Source organism: Sphaerimonospora cavernae, assembly GCF_042435035.1.
GTDB lineage: Bacteria > Actinomycetota > Actinomycetes > Streptosporangiales > Streptosporangiaceae > Sphaerimonospora > Sphaerimonospora cavernae.
In genome coordinates this window covers 69,498-88,686 of record NZ_JBHMQT010000013.1, presented here as the reverse complement: position 1 = coordinate 88,686, position 19,189 = coordinate 69,498, and the positions used below count along the sequence as shown (strand labels likewise).

At 70.2% G+C, this 19,189-nt stretch carries 16 protein-coding genes and 1 pseudogene; 9 read left to right on the top strand and 8 right to left on the bottom strand.

Annotated elements, in window-relative coordinates; translation table 11 throughout:
* Nucleotides 1-150: 150 nt before the first annotated feature.
* Entirely contained in the window at nt 151-855 is a 705-nt protein-coding gene (locus ACFHYQ_RS08995; RefSeq protein ID WP_394300643.1) for a DUF3800 domain-containing protein, read from the bottom strand.
* Nucleotides 856-947: 92 nt separating this feature from the next.
* A complete protein-coding gene (locus tag ACFHYQ_RS08990; RefSeq protein ID WP_394300642.1) occupies nt 948-1,130 on the bottom strand; it encodes a transposase in 183 nt (60 codons plus the stop codon).
* Nucleotides 1,131-1,267: 137 nt separating this feature from the next.
* Here ACFHYQ_RS08990 and ACFHYQ_RS08985 point away from each other — a divergent pair, with 137 nt between their 5' ends.
* Together ACFHYQ_RS08985 and ACFHYQ_RS08980 are read left to right on the top strand one after the other, a co-directional pair.
* Nucleotides 1,268-3,205: an AAA family ATPase gene (locus ACFHYQ_RS08985; protein WP_394300641.1), complete on the top strand. Its 1,938-nt coding sequence runs from the start codon at nt 1,268-1,270 to the stop codon at nt 3,203-3,205.
* Between the two features lie 91 nt (nt 3,206-3,296).
* Nucleotides 3,297-4,973, top strand: a complete 1,677-nt coding sequence (locus ACFHYQ_RS08980; RefSeq protein ID WP_394300640.1) for a transposase — start codon at nt 3,297-3,299, stop codon at nt 4,971-4,973.
* Nucleotides 4,974-5,552: 579 nt separating this feature from the next.
* Here ACFHYQ_RS08980 and ACFHYQ_RS08975 read toward each other — a convergent pair.
* Nucleotides 5,553-6,881, bottom strand: coding sequence for a helix-turn-helix domain-containing protein (locus ACFHYQ_RS08975; RefSeq protein ID WP_394300639.1), 1,329 nt, complete (start codon nt 6,879-6,881; stop codon nt 5,553-5,555).
* 232 nt (nt 6,882-7,113) lie between these two features.
* On the opposite strand from ACFHYQ_RS08975, the gene ACFHYQ_RS08970 reads away from it, so the two are divergent.
* From ACFHYQ_RS08970 to ACFHYQ_RS08940, 7 genes and pseudogenes are all read left to right on the top strand, one after another.
* Complete coding sequence (locus tag ACFHYQ_RS08970) at nt 7,114-8,136, top strand: phosphoenolpyruvate carboxykinase (ATP) (RefSeq protein WP_394300638.1); 1,023 nt, start codon at nt 7,114-7,116, stop codon at nt 8,134-8,136.
* Complete coding sequence (locus ACFHYQ_RS08965; protein WP_394300637.1) at nt 8,133-9,059, top strand: glycosyltransferase family 2 protein; 927 nt, start codon at nt 8,133-8,135, stop codon at nt 9,057-9,059. The genes ACFHYQ_RS08970 and ACFHYQ_RS08965 overlap by 4 nt, the downstream gene beginning before the upstream one ends.
* A complete protein-coding gene (locus tag ACFHYQ_RS08960; RefSeq protein WP_394300636.1) occupies nt 9,056-9,943 on the top strand; it encodes a phosphotransferase family protein in 888 nt (295 codons plus the stop codon). Before ACFHYQ_RS08965 ends, ACFHYQ_RS08960 begins: the two co-directional genes overlap by 4 nt.
* The gene (locus ACFHYQ_RS08955; protein WP_394300635.1) at nt 9,940-11,091 is read left to right on the top strand and encodes a glycosyltransferase family 4 protein; all 1,152 of its coding nucleotides are present in this window, start codon (nt 9,940-9,942) and stop codon (nt 11,089-11,091) included. The genes ACFHYQ_RS08960 and ACFHYQ_RS08955 overlap by 4 nt, the downstream gene beginning before the upstream one ends.
* 6 nt (nt 11,092-11,097) lie before the next feature.
* Nucleotides 11,098-12,195 carry a glycosyltransferase gene (locus tag ACFHYQ_RS08950; RefSeq protein WP_394300634.1) on the top strand — a complete coding sequence of 366 codons (1,098 nt, stop codon included), beginning with the start codon at nt 11,098-11,100 and terminating at the stop codon, nt 12,193-12,195.
* Nucleotides 12,196-12,197: 2 nt separating this feature from the next.
* Nucleotides 12,198-12,968 carry a histidine phosphatase family protein gene (locus tag ACFHYQ_RS08945; RefSeq protein WP_394300633.1) on the top strand — a complete coding sequence of 257 codons (771 nt, stop codon included), beginning with the start codon at nt 12,198-12,200 and terminating at the stop codon, nt 12,966-12,968.
* An 83-nt stretch (nt 12,969-13,051) separates the two neighbouring features.
* Nucleotides 13,052-14,155 (top strand): annotated as a pseudogene (locus ACFHYQ_RS08940) (IS4 family transposase); the annotation flags it as partial.
* Nucleotides 14,156-14,386: 231 nt separating this feature from the next.
* On the opposite strand, the gene ACFHYQ_RS08935 reads toward ACFHYQ_RS08940, so the two are convergent.
* The 5 genes from ACFHYQ_RS08935 to ACFHYQ_RS08915 all read right to left on the bottom strand — a co-directional run bounded on the left by ACFHYQ_RS08935 (nt 14,387) and on the right by ACFHYQ_RS08915 (nt 19,131).
* The gene (locus tag ACFHYQ_RS08935; protein WP_394300632.1) at nt 14,387-14,749 is read right to left on the bottom strand and encodes a hypothetical protein; all 363 of its coding nucleotides are present in this window, start codon (nt 14,747-14,749) and stop codon (nt 14,387-14,389) included.
* A gap of 74 nt (nt 14,750-14,823) precedes the next feature.
* Nucleotides 14,824-16,335, bottom strand: coding sequence for a hypothetical protein (locus tag ACFHYQ_RS08930; RefSeq protein WP_394300631.1), 1,512 nt, complete (start codon nt 16,333-16,335; stop codon nt 14,824-14,826).
* A complete protein-coding gene (locus ACFHYQ_RS08925; protein WP_394300630.1) occupies nt 16,335-16,730 on the bottom strand; it encodes a hypothetical protein in 396 nt (131 codons plus the stop codon). Before ACFHYQ_RS08925 ends, ACFHYQ_RS08930 begins: the two co-directional genes overlap by 1 nt.
* 92 nt (nt 16,731-16,822) lie before the next feature.
* Nucleotides 16,823-17,215, bottom strand: coding sequence for a DUF4913 domain-containing protein (locus tag ACFHYQ_RS08920; RefSeq protein ID WP_394300629.1), 393 nt, complete (start codon nt 17,213-17,215; stop codon nt 16,823-16,825).
* Nucleotides 17,212-19,131: a type IV secretory system conjugative DNA transfer family protein gene (locus tag ACFHYQ_RS08915; RefSeq protein ID WP_394300628.1), complete on the bottom strand. Its 1,920-nt coding sequence runs from the start codon at nt 19,129-19,131 to the stop codon at nt 17,212-17,214. The genes ACFHYQ_RS08920 and ACFHYQ_RS08915 overlap by 4 nt, the downstream gene beginning before the upstream one ends.
* Between the last annotated feature and the right edge of the window lie 58 nt (nt 19,132-19,189).

The window sequence follows — 19,189 nt, the reverse complement described above, 5'->3', positions numbered from 1 at the left end:
TAGAGTCCGGGGCTTACATCATCCCTGACGGCACCACGCCGTGTTCTTGCTCTTCTTATGCTGGCGACCTGGTCGCGGCCGCGATACTCTACGTGCAGGAGGAAACTCCGATGAGCCTTAGGCCCCGCCGCGTGCGGGGCCTTCGTGCATCTACCGCGGCGTCCAGCAGTGCTGGTGCACGATACGGCCCGCGATCCGCTGCCAGAGGGCCTCATTGGCCCGCATGGCGCGCTCGTCCTGAGGGGCGACGGCCTGTATCCGGTGGTGCAGGAACGCCAGCAGGTCAGCGGCCTGGATGAGCCGGCTGGAGTGTGATGGCGTGAAGTGCAGCGTGTCGACGATCTGTTCCAGCCGCCGGGCGCGCCACCCGTTGGTGCCGACGGTCTGGTACGTCCGCAGATCTTGGCGGTACTCGCCTTGCTGACCGACCTCATCGGCGATGACGAGCACGTGCTGGTCCACCGCTTTGGCATAGTCGTCGACGCGCTCCAGCAGGTGCGCCAGGACGTGCTGATGCGGCGGATAGGGAGTGGCGTAGCGCCTGCGCAGGAGGTCGGAGCACACTCCACGCAGGATGATCGCCACCTCGTGGTCGGCGATTGCCTGGAACGCGGCGTGGTAGACCCCGATGCGGGCGCGCGGCATCTTCTTGATCGGCTCCCAGTCGCGGTTACCGTGCAGCAGGTCGGTGCCGTGTAGTTCGGCGGACGGGGTGATGCCGTAGACGCGGGAAGCCTCGACGACTACCTCGTCGAGGGCTCGGGCTAGGGAGACTGCCTGGTGGTCAGGGACCAGCAGTGCGGCCATGTAGTAGCGGTCGCGGGTGTAGCTCTCGTCCACATACGCCAGCAGCACGCACACAGCGTGACAGACCGTGACGCCGCGTGCGTCTCATTCGAGCGCGCGACCATGCGGCGAAATTCGCTTGCGCGCATCCGGTGGGTTGATCAGGGTGAGCGAGGCAGGTCGACGACTTCGACGAGGTCCGCCAAATCGATGTGCCGGGCGACCACGGCGACCGTCGTACAGTAACTGACCAGGTACCCCAAGTGGCGGACGCGGAACAGTTGGCGGCCGTCCAGCGTGATCACGCCAACCTCCCAGCCGTCAACACCCACCCATCTGGACATGCGGGAATGATACGTACATAACCCGCAAAGAGGCCGATCGACATACAACGCGTCTGCGGCGACGGCAGAGCCGAGGTTGTCGGTGGATGCGAGTAGCGTCTTTGCCCGGTTGATATTGCGGACGACAAGGATGGCCCATGCGCCTTGAGAAGATCAAAATTGAGTTATTCCGGAACTTCACCGATGCGCAGGATATGACAGTCGAGCCGGCCGTCACGTCCTTGGTCGGCAAGAACGAGTCGGGCAAGACCACCGTTCTCCAGGCGCTGCACCGGCTCAACCCGGCCAACAACCCGGACAGGTTCACCCTGTCCACCGAGTACCCGCGCCCACGGCTGTCCCGCGATCGGCGCAAGCGCAATCTGGAGGAGGTCACCCCGGTCACCGCGTGGTTTTCCCTCGAACCCGGCGAGACGGCGCGGATGGCCGAGATCCTCGGGTTCCCGCCGCCCGAGGGCACGCTGGTGGAGGCGTCACGGTCCTATGACGACGTGCTGCGGGTGGAAGTGACCTGCCCCGTGGGGACCGTGGTCCGGGTGGCCGGCGAGGCGGTAGGAGTCAACATCGGCGACCTTGACGAGCTGGCCGACTTGGGTACCGTACCCGAGGTGGTCGCCCGTGCCCGCGAGATGGCCGCGGCGCACCGCACCGCAGGCGAGACCGCGCAGGCGACCGCGCTGGAGAAGCTGCCCCATCAGCTGGACAAGTACGAGGTGCTGCTCGATGTCGAGACCACCGAACAGCAGGAAAGTGCCCTGATCAACCTGCTGCCGAGATTCTTCTACTTCTCCGACTACCAGATGCTGGCGGGGGAGACCGACCTCAACGAGCTGGCCGGACGGGTGGCTTCCGGGCAGCTTCGCGACGGCGATGAGACGATGATCTCGCTGTTGAGCCTGGCTGGGCAGGAGCCCAAGAGCTTCCTTGACGAGGAGTACGTCACCCGCAAGGCTGAGTTACAGGCCGCCAGCTCCGATCTGACCCGTCAGGTCATGAAGTACTGGAAGCAGAACGACGCGCTGTCGGTCGTCTTCGACACCGATATGCCGATCGTCGGAAAAACCCGGGAAGGCCACGAGATCCGGCACCGCTTCCTCAAAGTGGAACTGCACGACGCCCGCCACGACGTGAACACGAACTTCTCTACCCGCTCGGCCGGGTTCCAGTGGTTCTTCTCGTTCCTGGCCGCCTTCAGTGCCTATCAGGACTCCGGCGAGCGGGTCGTGGTGCTGCTCGACGAGCCGGGTACCAGCCTGCACGGCGAGGCCCAGCGTGACTTTCTGCGCTACATCTTCGACGAACTCGGCGCGCACCAGCAAGTGCTCTACACCACGCACAGCCAGCACATGCTCGACCCGACGCGCTACGAGACCATGCGCGCGGTCCATGACCGGGCGACCCGCGAACAGCCCGAGCTGGGCGTAGTCATCACACCGGTTGATCTTTCCGCCGACCGCACCACGATCCTGCCGGTGGAGGCCGCGCTCGGATACACCGTCGCCCAGCACCTCTTCCTCGGCCACGGGCCGCACCTTGCCGTGGAGGGTAGCAGCGACTTCGTCTTCCTCATCCGCATGTCCGCACACCTGATTAGTCTCGGCCGCACCGGGCTGGACCCCCGGATCTCGATCATCCCGGTCGGCGGCGTAACCAACATGCCCGCATTCGTCGCGCTGTTCGGCCGGCGCCTAGACGTACGAGCGCTCGTCGACGGGGCCGAGACAACCAAGGTCTCCCGGAAGATTATTCAGGCGGCGGAGGCGGTCGGAGTCGACAAGAGCCACATCGTGATCCTCGGTGAGCTTCCCGGATTGCCTGGCACTGCCGACATCGAGGACCTGTTCACGAGCAAGGACTATCTGTGGCTCTACAGCCGCGCCAGCCAGCCTCTGACCGAATCAGATCTTCCGGCAACCGGAGAGCCGATCCTGCGGCGCATCGAGAACGTTCGGGGCAAGTTCGACCACGCCGGTCCAGCTCACCAGCTCACCCAGAATCTGGACGAGTTCCTCGCCCAGGTAGACCCGGACACGCTCGACTGGTTCGAGGAGCTGTTCATCCAGCTAGCCGTCTAGGTGGCTGGTGTTTTCGTGAGGCCTCGCGGTAGTTCGTCCTCGTGTGCCAAGGTTCTGGTGTTGGTCGCCGGGAGCGAGGAGAGGTTGAGCGATGGCACTGGGCCGGACTCCGATGCAGCCGGGGTCGCTCTCTTCCACGGCGAGTTTCTGCGAGGGGCGGCTGGCGCCGAACTCGATCTACGCGGTGCTGCACCGCGAGTGCCGCACCCTGTTTCCCGACGAGATGTTCACCGATCTGTTCGCCGCCGATGGCCGTAACTCGATCCCGCCGATGATCGTGGCGGTGGTCACGGTGCTGCAACGGCTGGAAGGGCTGTCGGACCGGGAGGCGGCCGACCGGTTCGCCTTCGACGTGCGGTGGAAGTACGCCGCCGGCGGGCTGGACTTCGACCATCCGGGGTTCGTGCACACGGTGCTGGTGGACTTCCGGGCCCGGCTGGCCGCCTCCGATCGCCCGGACCGGATCTTCGAGCGGACCATCCAGGTGGCCGGTCAGGCAGGGCTGATCGGTCGCAAGCGGGTGCTGGACTCAGCGCCGATCTACGACGCGGTGGCCACGCAGGACACCATCACATTGATCCGCTCGGCGATCCGCGGCCTGCTGCGGGTGGCGGATCGGCCGCTGCGGGTGGAGTTGCGGGCGGTGATCTCCAGCGGGGACGCCTACACCGACCTGGCCAAGCCGGTCACCGACTGGAGCGACCCAGCCGAGCGGGAGGCGCTGATCGACTCGCGGGCCAGGGACGCCCGCGCGTTGCTGGCGCATCTGGACGGACGCGAGTTGCCCCTTGAGGCGGCCCAGGTGGCGGTGCTGCTGGCCACCGTTGCCGGCCAGGACCTGGAGCAGGGTGCCGACGGGGTGTTCCGGATCGCGCGCAAGGTGGCCCGGGACCGGGTGATCTCCACCGTGGATCCGCAGGCCCGGCATGGGCACAAGACCTCCGCCCGTGGGTTCGACGGGTACAAGGGCCATGTGGCCGCCGACCCCGACAGTGAGATCATCACCGCGACGACGGTGACCGCCGGCAACCGCGGTGACGCGCAGGCCGCCCCTGACCTGCTGGCCGATCTGCTGGCCGATCCCGCCGGTGATGGCAGCGACGACGTCGCCGGTTCCTCTCTCGATCCCGATGCCGATCTCAGCGACGGCGGCGGCGGCCCAGAACCCGGCGAGGCGGACGATGGGAAAGCCGGCGGGAAGGCTGTGGTGTACGGCGATGCCGCCTACGGCGCAGGGGACCTGCTGGAGCAGCTGGAAGAAGCCGATGTCGAGGTCAAGGTCAAGACGCAGCCGCCGGTCAACACCGGCGGCCGCTTCACCAAGGACGCCTTCGGCATCGATCTGGACGAGCAGACGGTGACCTGCCCGAACGGTGTGGTCGCGCCGATCCGGCGGACCATCGGCGGAGCAGGGACGGCCACCTTCGGCGGGGTGTGTGCGTCCTGCCCGCTGGCCGTGTGGTGCACCACGGCCAAGGGCGGCCGGAAGGTCACCATCAGCCGCCATGAGGAGCACTTGGCCCGGGCTCGCGCCAACAGCGCCGATCCGGCCTGGCAGGCGGACTACCGGGCGACCCGTCCCAAGGTCGAACGCAAGATCGCGCATCTGATGCGCCGCCGGCATGGTGGCAGGCGCGCCCGGATGCGCGGCCTCGACAAGATCGCCGCGGATTTCTCGCTCCTGGCCGCCGCGGTCAACCTGGCCCGGCTCGGCGTGCTCGGACTGGTGTCCACCGGCGGCGGAAACTGGGCAGTGGCCGCTGGGTGAACGGGTATCGCCCCAGGTCGGAGCCGATACTCCGCCTGACCTCCTGTTCACCGGCCGCCGCGTAGCGCCTCACGCCGCTCGCCGTGGGCTTCCCGCCAAGGACCCGGAACCGTCTGGGCCGGGCCCTGCAGAGGAACTGAGCGCCTCCGACGGCCAGTCCGAGATCACAGGAAGATCACTTAACGCCAGCTACCTAGCTCACGAAGAGCACTCGGCGCGATCGCCATCCACGTCGAGTGCGTCTGAATCGCGCAGCAACAAGGACGGCTCTCGGAGCCGCCCTTCAGCTTTGGCAGTGCACAGGATTTCGGAAGTCAGTTAGCTGCTGGGTGTGAGCCCGGGCACGCACATCCCAGACCCGAAAGAACTCCGGGCTGCCGCCAGCTCGCACCAGCTCACGGCGGGTGAACCGTGATCCCCGGCCCGCACCGGATGAAGGGCGGCGCACGGCTGCCCGGCGCGCGACGATGCCGACCTTGACGGGGATCACGAAACCGAGCCGCCACACGAACTAAGGCGGTGACCGCGCTCGCGTCGCCGCAGCCGTACGCGGGGACTTGCCTTCGTGTCGCCCCTGGGCTAGGCGGCGGCGAGCGCGTCGTGGAACACCCGCGCTTCGGCGTGCCCGGGCCAGCGCTCCAGGAGCTCCATGTCGAGGGTGCGCAGCTCGCGGCGGATGCGGGCTGAACCGGTCTGGCGGGCAACGTTGAGGGCCTGGTGCCCGAGGTGCGCCGCGCGGTCGGGGTCGGTCTGGGGAGACTGGGCAACCGCTACGGCGAGTTTCGCGGTGAGGTGGCCGTGGTCGCGCGTGAGGTTCCCCGCCAGATTGGCGATCTTGCGTTCCAGGATCGCCACCGCGGCGTCGGCCCGGCCTGCCGCCCGGTAGCAGGCGGCCGACTGCTCTTCGAGCGTGTCGAGATCGTAGTGGTGCAGGTACACCGGCACGTGTGGCTCGGTCACCTCGGGGTGGTCGCGCAGCGTCTGGCCGGCCTGGTCAAGCAGGGTGAAACACTTGGCGTACTCCCCCAGCAGCGCGAGCCCGCGTGCCTGCTGCTGGGCGGCCAGTGCGACCAGCTTCGGCTCCAACCCGGACGCTTTGCGCCGGGCCGCAGCCGCGTACTGGACGACGGCGGGGTGATCGTCGGTCAGGGCGCAGGCGATGTTGGCCTGCCGCACCAGCATGTAGGAGGCCATCTGGTCATCGCCGGCGACCTGCGCCCACTCCGCGGCGCGGCGCGACCAGGTCATCGCGGCATGCACCTCGCCGAGGTCCTGGTGCAGCCAGCCGGCCATTTCGGCGTACTGGGCGAGGACCTGCAGCAGGGGCTCGACCTGGGCGGCGCGTGCGCCGCGCCGCAGCTCGTCGAGCACGTCGATCTGCGCCAGCACCGGCCGCAGCAACGATCTCGGTCCGAGCATCTTGTCGGCCGCGTAATGCTCCGCGAGCACCCGGCGGAAATAGTCGATCACCTGGGCGTCGACGCGGGCCGGTTCATCGATGGCGCGGGCGACGCGCTGCGCTTCCTCGGTGTTGCCGAGCGCGGGCAACACCGAGCCGAGCGCCCCCGTGGCGAGCAGGTGGGCGAAATCCCGCCGCGAGATCGTCACGCGCACTGTCCTTCCGTCCGCGGTCTGCATGTCCAGCATGACCGGTTCGCCGTCATGGATGCCAGCTTGGCCCGCCGACAGCACGGAGACCGGAGCGGCGTCGGCTGCGGCCCGCAGCGCGACCAGTAGGCCGCTGGCGCGTAGCGCGGTGTCGAGCGCTTGGACCTGCTCGACCGGGATGAGGATCTCCCCCTGTTCCGCGCGACAGATACGGGTGTGGTCGTAGAGGGCGGCCCGGCCGAGGGCGCGTTGCGAGAGTCCCGCCTGGGTGCGCAAGTGTCGCAGTACCACGCCGAGCATGTGCGCGGTCGTGTCGGTGCGGTCATCGTTCAGCGCTACCAGCCTCCTCGGGGTGTTGCTGCATGTTGCGGCAACACCCGACTCCTGGGCAGCCCGGGGGTGGGCGGACGACGATTTATACAGGACGGACAGTCGGAGCGTAAACCGGGCTGGTCAACGCCGCGAGCCTGTTCCTCCGCCTTGTGACCGGAACGAACCCTTCGACGTGCTGGAGGTGCCGCAGGTGCAGTGTGTGACTACAGATGCCGTTGACACGGCGACGGGGACCCGCAACGCCGTGTACGCCCTGGGCGAGGTGCGGGTGGCCGTCGCGACCGACCACGCGCCCGTGCTGGCGTACCTGGGTGACTTCTACGCCCGCACCGACGCCGGCCGCCCCTGGTGGCTGGTCGACGGCCGTCTCGAACAGCCCCACCCGGGCATGACGGTCGACTCCTACGGTGTCGGCTACCTGGCCGACCAGCGGCAGCGCCGCCTGCTGGTGCGCGCGGCCGACCCGGAGAACCTGCAGATCAGCGTCCGCAAAGCGATCCGGGAAGTCATGGTCGCGTTCTGCGAGGACCGCGGGTATGCGATGCTGCACGCCTCCGCCGTGCACCGCGACGGCCTGCTGATCGTGTTCGCCGGTGACAAAGGCGCAGGAAAGACGACCCTGGCGTTGGACGCCGTCGTCCGGCACGGCTTCGACTACATCTCCAACGATCACCTGATCGTGTACCGGGATCCGGGCCTGGGCGGTCTGGTCGTGACGTCGCTGCCCACCCCGATCCCCGTGAAGATCGGCACCTATCTGGCGATGGAGGACGTCCTGCCGGTGCCGTGGAACACCAACGGCGTCGACGTCGACTCCTACCGGCGGTGGCCCACCGCCGAGCTGCGTCGCCTGGACACCCGCCTGGACTACACGTTCGCGTCGTTCGGGCAGCCGAACCCGGTGGCCGTCCACTGCGGCGTCTCCGGCACGGCCAGGGTTGTCGTGGTGCTGCCCGAGTATGCCCCCGACGGCATTGCGGCCGAGCCGCAGCCGGGCGGGTCCGCATCCGACCTGCTCGCGCACCTGCGCATCGACTGGGTGTTCGACCCGGTGCACAACCCGCGGCATCTGCCGTACCCGCGGCGGGCGGTGGAGCGGTTCACCGCCGACGGGCAGGACCTGATCAGCGTCCTGTGCGCTGACGCCCGGATGATGCGGTGGGCGCACACCGGGCAGGTGGCCCCGCTGCTGCACGCCCTGGACGGGGGCGGTGCCGAGTGACCCCCACCGTGAGCGTGATCGTTCCGACGTTCAACCGGCCGCACCTGCTGGCGGAGGCGCTGGCCAGTGTCGCCGCCCAAACCGGCGTCGAAGTCGAGGCCGTGGTAGTGAACGACGGCGGCCAGGACGTGAAACCCGTCATCGAACAGGCCACGCCGTCGCTGGAAACCCGGCTGATCACTTTGGAGGCGAACCAGGGTCTGCCCGCGGCGCGTAACGCCGCCCTGGACGCCGCCGCCGGCGAGTACGTGGCGTTCCTCGACGACGACGATGTGTTCCTGCCCGGCCACCTGGCCACTGCGGTCGCCGTGCTGCGAGCGGCCGGCGTGGATGTGGCCTACACGTCCTGCTCGGTCAGCCCCCGCCGGGTCACACCCAGCCGAGGCCCCGTCCACGCCGACCACGTGTTCGACTTTCCGTTCCATGCGGAGGCGTTGCACGTGGCGAACTACATCCCGGTGACGCCGGTGGTCGCCCGCAACCTGCCGGCCGATGCCCGGTTCGACGAGACGCTGCCGGTGGAGGAGGACTGGGACATGTGGCTGCGGCTGCACCACCACCACGCCGCGCAGTTCGTGCACGTGCCGAAGGAAACGGTGGTGTACCACCGGGTGGCCGACACGGCCAGCATGACGAACGGCACCGGCGCCGGGGTAGGTGCTGCCCTGACCGTGTTCCGGTCGACACACCACCAGCTGATGACCCGCTGGCCCGTCCCAGCCGGTGGTGCGGCCGACCTCGGGCGGCGTTACCTGCTCGCCGCGTACGCCATCGCCGACGAGGAACTGGCCGCCGGGCGTCACGTTTCCCCGTTCTACTACGAACGGGTCATCCGCCTGCTGTACGGGCTGGTCACGGGGACAGTAGGAGAGGCAGGCCTGCGCGACCGCCTCGCCGACGCCGTGACCAGGGAGGATTCGTGACTGACGACGTGGGCTACGCGGTGGCCGCGGCCAGGCGGCTGCGCCCGGACTTCGAACGGGCCGACCTGCTGCAGCACACCGGCAAAACCATCGTGATCGGCGGCAGCACAGCCGGCCGGCCGGCCGTGGTGAAGGTGCTGCTCGGCGGTGACCCGTTCTGGCGGGACAAGTTCGTCAACGAAATCGCCGTCTGCCGGGCGTTCGCCCGGCAGACGCCGCCGGTCGCCGTCGCCCGCCTGGTCGACGCCGACGAGCAGGCGGGCGTGTTAATCGTCGAACGGCTGGCGGGCCGGCCGTTGGCCGTTGACCGCTACCCTGCCGGGCCGCTGCCCGCCGGGGTCATCACCGCGGTGGTGGACGCGGTCGCCACGCTCGCCGACTGGCAGCCACCCGCGCCCCTCCCCCGCTGGTGGGACTACAAGGAGCGTTTGGACCGGTACCGCGGGTACGGGCTGCTCGACGACGACGACCATCACGCCCTGGCCGTGCTGCTCGACATGACCGGCCTGCGGCGGTGTTTCGCCCACGGCGACGTGCTGCCCGGCAACATCCGCCTCCTCGCCGAGCCCGCCAGCCCCGACCGGGTGGCGCTGCTGGACTGGGAGTTCGCCGGCACCTACCTGCCCGGGCTGGACCTGGCCCTGCTGTGGGTGCTGCTCGGCGCGACCCCACCGGCACGGCACGTGATCATGAGCCGGTTGGCCGCCGCCGACCCGCCCACCCGCGCCGCGTTCACGATCAACCAGGCGATGGTGCTGACCCGGGAGCTGCGGATCCATCGCGAAGCCGACCCCGGCCCGTGGCGCGACCAGCGGCTGGCAGCCCTCACCTGCGACTGGGCGGCCTTCCGCACCGACATACTTCACCCCACCGGGAGACCATGATGCGTATCGCGATCGCCCACCGGGACCTACACGCGGTCACCAGGGGCGGCATTTGCACCGTGTACCGGGAACTCGCCGGCCGGTTCGCCGACGCCGGACACTACGTCACCCTGATCACGCAGGTCACGGAGCATCCGCTGCCGCCCCGCCCCGGCTTCGAGGTCATCACGCTGCCCCGCACCGGCGACATGGCCGCCCACCGGGCCGCGGTCGCCGCCGCGCTGGACACCCGGCAGGTTGATGTCGCCGAATGTTCCACGTGGGAGGCGGAACTGCTCGGCTACGCCGCCCGTCCCGCCGACCGGCGGGTGCCGGTCCTGGTCCGGGCCGACCTGTCCGCGCACACGATGGGCTGCGAGCCGGTGCTGGTCGACACAGAGCGGGAACTTCTCGGCCTGGCCGAGGCCGGGGTCGCGGTGTCGCGGTGGGCGGCTGACGACATCGCTCACGCCTACGGTCACCAGCTGCCGGTGCTGCTCAACGGTGTCGACCGTGTCCGTTTCCGGCCCGGCCTCCGTAACGCGCCCCTGTCGTCGGGGCGGTTTTTGCGGCTCGACCGGCACGGTCGCACCATCGGTAGCGCGCCCGTCACCGGCGACACGGACGCCCTGTGGGGGCGGCTTCACGGCAGCCGTGCCGGGCTGCCCCGCCTGGTGTGGGTCGGGAAGCTGACCACGATGAAAGGCGCCGACGTGCTGCAGGAGATGCTGCCTGCTCTGGAAGGGTGGGCGGTCGTCACCGTCGTCCTCGGCCATGGGTTGGTGCAGCACCCGGTCACGTTGGAGGCGCACCCGAACGTGCAGGTCGTGCAGGACCTGACCGGGCAGGATCTGGCGGGCCTGTACCGGTCGGCGGACTACCTGCTGTCGACGAGCCGGTGGGAAGGGTTCGGGTTGGCGATCGCTGAAGCGCTCGCCTGTGGCACCCCCGCTCTGCTGCCCGCCGGTCTGGGCACGGCCCGCGAGCTCGTCACCGACCAGGTGACTGGGGTGCTGTGGCGGACTGCCGGCGACATCGTGTCCGCGCTTGGCCGGCGCCCGTTCTTGCGTGGGGCGCTGCCCGGAGAGTTCGACTGGGACCGCAACGCCGCCGCCACGCTGGCTATGTACGAGACTCTGGTGGGCGCGGCCCAGCCGGCGGGACGGTGACCCGGGATGCGGATTCTGCTGGTCGGCCCCAATCACCCGGGGGGCAGCATCCCCCCGTACCTTGATGTGCTGCAGGCGGGCCTGGCCGCCGCTGGCGCCCACGTGGAACGCGTCGGCTCCGACGGCCCGCCCTACGATCCCGAACGCGGCGGGTTCCGCCCCACCAGTGAGATCGTCGCCGCCGCCCGCGCTCTGCTCTCCCAGGTGGACCTGGGCGCGTTCGATGTGGTGTCGCTGCACTTCGGGAACCTGGAAGTCGAACAGCTACTGCCCGTCCTCTGGTCCGGGGCGCGGCGGCCGCCCGTGGTGTATCACGTGCACAGCCTGGCGTGGACATTGTTCGACCGGCACTGCCCCGACCCACGGTTACGGGCGGCTGTCGCCCAGGCGGCGGCGTCCATGGACGGGTACGTGTTCTTCGGCGGGCACGCCGCCCGCACCCTGTCCCGCCCGCCATATGTCCCGGCCGCGACGTGTTTCCTGCCGACGACGATCCCGCCCTGCACCCCGGCCAGCCCGCGGCCACGCGGTGACCTGCCCCGCCTGGCCAGCCTGTACGGCTACCCCGCCCCGTGGAAAGACGCCGCCCGCCTGGTCGACGCCCTGGCCCGGCTGCGGCACCCGGTGCGGTTCCACTTGGCGGGCCCGTTCTGGGACGACCCTGCCCAGGTGGGCGCGGTGCTGCCGGTCGGGGTGTCCCGGCACGGCGTGGCGGAGCTGACCGTCACCCCCGCCTATCTCGACGCCCCGGCCCGCGCCAGCCTGGTCGCCCGGACCAGCGTCGCCGTTTTCCCCTACCGCCCGGCTGCGACATTCCAGGGGTCAGGGGCGATCGCCGACTACCTCGCCCACGGGGTGCCGGTCGTCGCGGCCGATGTGGCGAACATGGCCGAGCTGGTCGCCGACGCCGGTGTCATCGTGCCACCGGGTGACCCTGCCGCGTTGGCGGCCGCGTTGGACCGTTTCCTCGGCGACGCCGGCCACCGGCAGCGGCTGGCAGATGCGGCTGCCGCCCGAGCCGGCCTGTTCCGCCGGGACACGCACACGGCCGCCTGTCTCGACTTGTACGAGCGGGTGCTGACCCGCCGGAAGGTGGTGGCCTGAAGATGGACGCGACGGAAATCCTCGTCGCTCGCCACGGGGAAGCGTGGTGCAACCGCGAGCAGTACGTCGGCGGTCCCCGTTCCTGCCGCGGTCTCACCCCACGGGGGTGCACCCAGACGGGCATGCTGGCGGAGCGGCTCGCCGCCGAGCACGCCAGCCGCCCGATCGACGTCGTTTACACCACGCCGCTGCCACGCGCCCGGGAAACCGCCGACCTGGTCGCCGCCGCCCTCGGACTCGCCCCCGTGGTCGAACCTGACCTGCGGGAACCGGACTACGGCACCGCTGACGGGCTGCCATGGGCGAAAGTCGTCGCCGACTTCGGCGACGCGCCTGCCCTGCACCCCACCCGTGCCGTCGCCCCCGGCGCGGAAACCTGGGCCGCGTTCCTCGCCCGGGCCCGCGCCGCGTTGCGGCAGATCGTGACCCGGCATGAGGGGCGACGGGTGCTGATCGTCGCCCACGGGGAGACCATCGCCGCGGCACACCACCTGTTCCTCGGGGTACCCGACGGGCAGGTGCTGCCACTCGCCTTCGTCTGCCACCCGACCGCCCTCAGCAGGTGGCAGCAGGTGCCCGTGTCGTGGACGCGGCCCGAGCTGGGCCGGCGGTGGGCGTTGGAAGCGCACAACGACATCCGGCACTTAGACGACTGCTTCCACGTCGGCCCGCGCGCCTCGCCGGCCGGATCAAGCAGCCCACGCCTGGGTCGAGAGGACAAGGAGCAAGACCGCGTAGTTAAGAATCTTGGGCGGGTGGCAAGCGGTTCGTGAGAACGGCAGGGGCGGGGAGAAACGGAACGGGACCTCTGGCAGATAGGTGATCGACGAAGATCCACCCGAGTCCCGAGGTCCCGTTGTCTGCTGATTCTGCCACCACTACCACGCTCACCCGTACCATCACGGTCGCCGGCGGCGTCTTCGCGCCCGGCCATCTGGGCGAGCTGACGCAACACTTACCGTTCGAACTGGTCGATGCGGTGCTGGAGGAGACCGGCAAGATCCAGCGGCGGCTGCGGGACCTGCCCTCACGGGTCGGGGTCTACTTCCTGCTGGCCTTGGGCCTGTTCCCCGGGCTGGGCTACCTGCGGGTATGGGACAAGCTGACCGCCGGACTACGCGGCCTGGGCCTGCCCCGACCGTCGGAAAAGGCACTGCGGGATCTGCGGCGACGCGTGGGCGCGGCCCCGCTGCGCGCGTTGTTCGAAGTCGTGGCCGGGCCGTTGGCCCAGCCGGGCACGCCCGGGACGCGGTATCGGCGCTGGCGCACCGTCGCCTTCGACGGCTGCGGCTCGATCAAGGCCCCGGACGCCGAACGCAACCGCGGCTGGCTCGGGAAGATCAAGTATCGGCTGGCCTGGGCCGGATACCCGACCCTGATGCTGATGACGCTGGTGGAGACCGGCACCCGCGGCCTGATCGGCGCGGTCTTCGGCCCGGCCACCAGCGGCGAGACCACCTACGCCTCCCGGCTGGCGCACCTGCTCACACCGGACATGCTGCTGCTGGCCGACCGCGGCTTCGACGGCAACGACTTCCTGTCGGCCGTGGCCGGACGTGGCACGCACTTTTTGGTCCGGTTGAAGTCCACTCGCCGCCCACCGGTGCTGGTCCCGCTGTGCGACGGCTCGTTTTTGAGCAAGTTCGGCGATCTGAGCGTGCGGATCATCGACGCCGACATCACCGTGGTCTGCGCCGACGGCAGGCGGATCGCCGGCCGCTACCGGCTGGCGACCACACTGCTCGATCCCCGCCGCGATCCCGCCCCAGCCCTGATCCGGCTGTATCACGAGCGGTGGGAGATCGAATCGGCATACTTCGCGCTCCGGCACACCCTGCTGGGCGGGCGGGTCCTGCGCTCAGGCGACCCGGTCGGCCTGGAGCAGGAGATGTGGGCGCTGCTCACGCTGTATCAGGTGCTGCGGATGGCCATGGTGACCGCCATCGAGTCGGTGCCCGGCTGGCTGTGTCAACCCGCAGTGGCCCCACTGGGCTCCCCTGATCTTGCCGCCCAGGCAGCCGACCGGGCTTCCACGGGTGCCGCCGCGCTGAGTGAGGATGGTGGGGTGGGGGCGCGTGTGCTCGTGAGAAGTACCTGAAGGGAGGGGGCGCCGGCGGCCCTCGGTTCAACTCAGCGGCTGATGTTCCGCATGCATCCCGAGGGATTCCCGACCGGCGGGCGCTCACCCCGGCTATAGCCAAGGAGAGCGGCTGATCCACACGGAGGGCTTGCAGTCCGTCCCGCGGCAGAGCTTGAACACTCTGACCTGAGAGACCCAGAGCCGGTCGCTCGCACACTTGCCCCAAGGCGCCTTCAGGCTTTCGATGGCCTTGGTGAAGGGGTTGTTCGTCGCGTACTCGACTCTGAACCCTACGTTGTCGCCGTGAAGATCACATACCTCGATGTGCGTGCGATCCGCGCTCACCGTGACCCGTCCGGCGCCGTCCCATTCGTCGCTCCAGCCGGTGCCTGCGGCCTGAGCCGGTGAGGCGGTGGCCAGCAGGCATCCGGCAACCAGCAGAGCAGGAGCCGCCAGTCGAAGACCAGTAATCATCTGAATCGTTCCTTCCGATTGGTTTGGTGATCGGGGGGTGTTCGGTTACGAGGGGGGCGGGCGCAACGGCGGGCTCAGGGGGAGGGGCCGCCGTGGTGCCGTACCGGTGGCGAAGGGGGCGGCGATGAGCGGACCGCGACGGAGGCCGCCGACGATGCCGCGGACAGGTCGAGGCGGGAGTCGGACATGGCCGCGTGGGCGGTGAGCGTCTCCGGCCGCCGCAGGGTTCGGTTCTGTTTCCGTACGGCCTGGCCGTCGAGCGTCCTGCCGTCTCGTCGTAGCTCCAGCAGGTGGATGTCCTGCCGCAGCTCGTCGCGCGACTCGGCGGGGGCGGCCAGCAGGATCGCCTCGCCGAGCGACCACAACGCCCTGCCCTTCGGGCTGCCGAGATCCCGGTAGGCGGCCAGCAGCTGGGACCTCCCAGGCTGCTCGACGTCGATGCGCAGAGCTTGTGTCACGTCCCGGCGGTCGCGTTCGGCCACGACCCGTAGCCCTTCGATCGAGTGGAGTACGGCTCGGACGATCGGGACCATGTCGGCGGTGGTCGGCGCGATCGCCGCAGGGCGCTTGAGCGGTGCGGCGTTCTCCTCGGCGGGCGTCCAGATCGGGTTGTCGTGCAGCAGCCGGCCGAGCCGTACGGCCACCTGCTCCAGGTGCTGCTGGCGCGCAGGAGCGACAATCGGGCCCGGCGCGAACCGGCCGTTCCAGGCGTGAAGCACGCACTTCCACTCCGCGTTCGCCTGCTGGACACCGTTGGCCGCGCGCTGCAGCGCCTTCCTCAGTCGGTGCTCACGGTCGGGATTCAGCGCATAAGCACGGCGGATCAGCTGGGTGAGAGCCTTCGCCGCGAGATCGGTGATGACCGAGGCGGCCAGAGCCGTACGCTGCCAGTCGCGTGGACTGGTCGCCTGGGTGCGGTGGCACAGCGCGCGCAGAGTGTCGGTGCCGTCGACGATGTGCGCGGACAGCTCCCGGGGAGTCTGCGCCACCGTCGGGATGGGCGGGGGCGACTGCGGCGGCTGGTTGAGCGGGATCGCGCGCAGGGCAGCGGCGTCGCCTGGCAGGGACGCCTGCTGTACGGCAGGCGAGCGCAGCAGGACACAGGCGTGTCGCACGTCGGGTTCGCGGGCGAGAGCCGTACCGTCCAGGATCTCGGCCAGTGCCAGCGCGTGGCCGGCGACCTCGGTCAGCAGATGCTCGCGCACCTGCCGGTTGCCGATGACGGCGGCCCAGTCCGAGCGGGGGGCGTCCCTGTGCCGGGTGAAGTGGGTGGCCAGCATGTCGCCGGCGGCACCCCACGTCCTCGCGGCCGCCCGCAGGTGGAGGGGAATCGGGTGCGTTGCGGCCGCCGCCGGTCCGGGCTCCTCCATCCGGGTGAGCAGCAGCGACGCTTGACGGATGGGTGCGGCGACCTCGCCGGCGTGGGCGAAGTCCTCGGCGCAGCGTGCCAGCATCGCGGTCAGCGACCGGCCCGCGTCCTTCGACGCCGCCGCGATATCACCGTCCACGTGATCGCGAGCGTGCTTGATGGCACCGTCCAGGTGCACCCGGGCACCGTCGATGAGGTCTCCGAATGTGGTGTCCATCAGGCGAGCAGGTCCCGGATCCGCCCCGCATGAGCGGCGGCATTGATCAGACCGAGCACCTGACGGGGGTCGGAGCAGTTCTCCGCGCTGGCTACGAGCACCTCGCACAGCAATCCGCCGAGTCTGCTGACCTCGTCCAGGTCGGGCACCTCGGCGAGGGCAGAGGCATCGCGGAACTCGGGACCGACCTGGGCGCCGAGCTCGGCCATGCCCTCAAGGGCCTCCTGCCGAAGCAGCGCGAAGGTGGGGTACCGCTCCGGTGGTCCGTTGAGCTCACCCGCGTCCATGCCGATGGCGATCGAGGTGAAGGCGTCGATCGCCGCGGCGGTCACGGCCTGCTGGCCGGCCTCGCGCCGCTCGTCGAGGGCGGTGTACGCATCACTGGTGGAGATCAAGGTTCTTCCTTCCTCGAGACGGGCCTTGATGGTCATCTCGGGCACCGCCGCAGGGCGTGGTCGAACGTCGTTCTGTGGATGTCCGGACCTGTTCATGTGCCGGCCGTCTCGGCGGAGGCCAGGCCGGTCCACCACCACGGCGGCGCCGGAACGGCGTGGGCGGGATGCGGCTCCAGGTGCTCGGTCTGACTGCACTGGTAGAAGGGGCCGCGCGCGCCGAGCAGGATCGGCAGGTGATGGTCGAGGTGGACGTACCATTCGGCCATTCCGCTGCCGGGCTTGAGCCGCAGCGTCTCCCACAGGTGCCACAGCGTGGTCAGCCGGGAGATGGCCTCGGCGTGGCGCCACCACTCGGCGCACCAGCGGAACTCCCCGCCCAGCGTCCGCCGGTACATCGGCAGGAATCGCTCGGTCACCCAGTCCTCCAGCGAGGCGAACACCGGCTGCGGCGCCTGCTCGACGGGTTCAGTGGCCTCGGTGCTCACGGGCGGCCCTCCCCCACCGGGCCGTACGGCTCCCGGCCGCCGTGGCCGTCGAGTTCGTCGCCGGTCGGGCCGACGTACGGCTCGCGCGCTGGGAGCACGTGTCTGCGGCCGGAGTCGTACGGGTGCCGGGCGGTGACCGTCGCCGGCGGCAGCCGTGCAGCGTGTTCGGTGATGGAGGCGGTGGCGTGGTCGAGCGCGGCGGCGACCGGCTGGGCGTGCGGGCCGGTGTACCAGGGCCGCAGCCGGATCAGGGCGGGCCGCACCCCGGTGGCCAGCAGCAGCGCGGTGCCGGGTTCGAGCGCGCGGATCGCGGCGGGCTCGAGGATGTCCTGGCGGCGCAGGCTGATCTGCTCATTCGCGTGGCGGTCGCCGTACGACAGGCTTCTGACCGGGACGTCGTGCTGCCCGACCAGGGTGGCCAGGTCGCGGGCCAGGCGCGGGGAGTCGACCCCGGCGCCGATCAGTTTCTTGGTGGCCGCGCCCCACAGGGCGGCCATGCCGTGCTCGCCCCACACAGTGATGCCCTGCTCGTACGATTGCAGGATCGTGACCAGGCAGATGCCGCGCGAACCCATGTACGAATACAGCTCGGGCAGGTCGGCGATCCGGCAGATGTTGGCCGCCTCGTCCAGACAGACGGTCATCGGCGGGTCGAGCCGGCCTCCCATGCGTTCGGCCTCGCGTTTGGCGGCGCGCATGACGACGTCGGCCAGGGCGGCGATCAGCGGGGCGGCCGCCGAGCGGTTCTGCGACAGCAGATAGAGGGTGTCGGTGCCGGTGCGGGCGAAGCCGTACGGATCGAAACCGGGCAACTCACCGGGGGTGACCCAGGCCATGATCGCCTCGTCGCGCAGCGCCTTGGTCGCGGTGCGGGCGGTCTGGTAGATCCCGTCCCGGGTCTCCACCGCGCCGTTCTGGGCGCCGCGCAGGCTGGAGGCCAGCAGGTGGAAGCCCGCCTCGGCGAGCAGTTCGCACGGGGTGGGCACGGCGGGCTCGTCCAGCCAGCCCGCGACGTGGGCCAGGGTGCGGCCGGAGGTCGCCGCGGCCAGAAACAGCGCGCACAGCAGGTCCTGGGCGGCCGGCCCCCACAGGTCCCGCTTGGCGGGGTCTTCGACGGTGAGGACGAAGTGCCCGGCCAGGCGGTGGGCGTCCTCGACCGTGACCAGGTCGCGCAGCGGGTTCCACCACCAGCGCTGCGGCTGGTAGGTGATGGACTGCGGGTCGAACAGCCACACCGTGCCGCGCCGGGCCCGTAGCTCGGCGGTGGCGGCCCACAGGTCTTCCTTGTTGCTGGTGGCCACCACTGCCCCGGGGGCCGACAGCACGTGCGGGATGCTGCGCGCGGTCGTCTTGCCCGAGCGGGGGGCCATGAGGTCGACCTCGGTGTCCTCCCAGCTCGAGTACAGGACCGGGCCGCTGCGGCCGCGGGGCAGCAGCTGTTCGCCGAGCTCCAGGCCGATCTCGCCGGGCTCGATCCGGTACGGCTCCCGCCCGGACAGCGATGGGCGCAGCCGGATCGCCGTACGCGCGGTCGGCAGGGCGTGGAAGGCGGCCAGGCGGGGGTTGCGGGCCAGCGCCGCGACCGGGTCGGCCGGGGAGGGAAGCCGCCGCAGCACCGCCCGGCATGTCGTCAGCGTCACCGCCGCGACCGCCACGGCCAGGACAACCGTCAGGACGGCGACCGCCCAGGTGGGCGTGCCCGGCCAGGCGGCAGCCGTACGGCCGTGCAGTACGTCGGCGACGAACGCCGTCCCCAGCGGGGCGACCGTGCCGCCGGTGGCGAGGGCGGTGAGCTTGGCCGCCATCCACACCGTCGCGGTCAGGCCGGCCAGGCTCCACAGCACGCCGAGCAGGAACCAGCCGCCGAAGGCGGGCCCGGGAATGAACGGCGCAGCCGGCCCCAACGCCCGGCTCACCGGCCACGCCCCGCGGTTCGCGAGAGATCCATGCCGGCGAGCGTCACGCCGAGGCGTT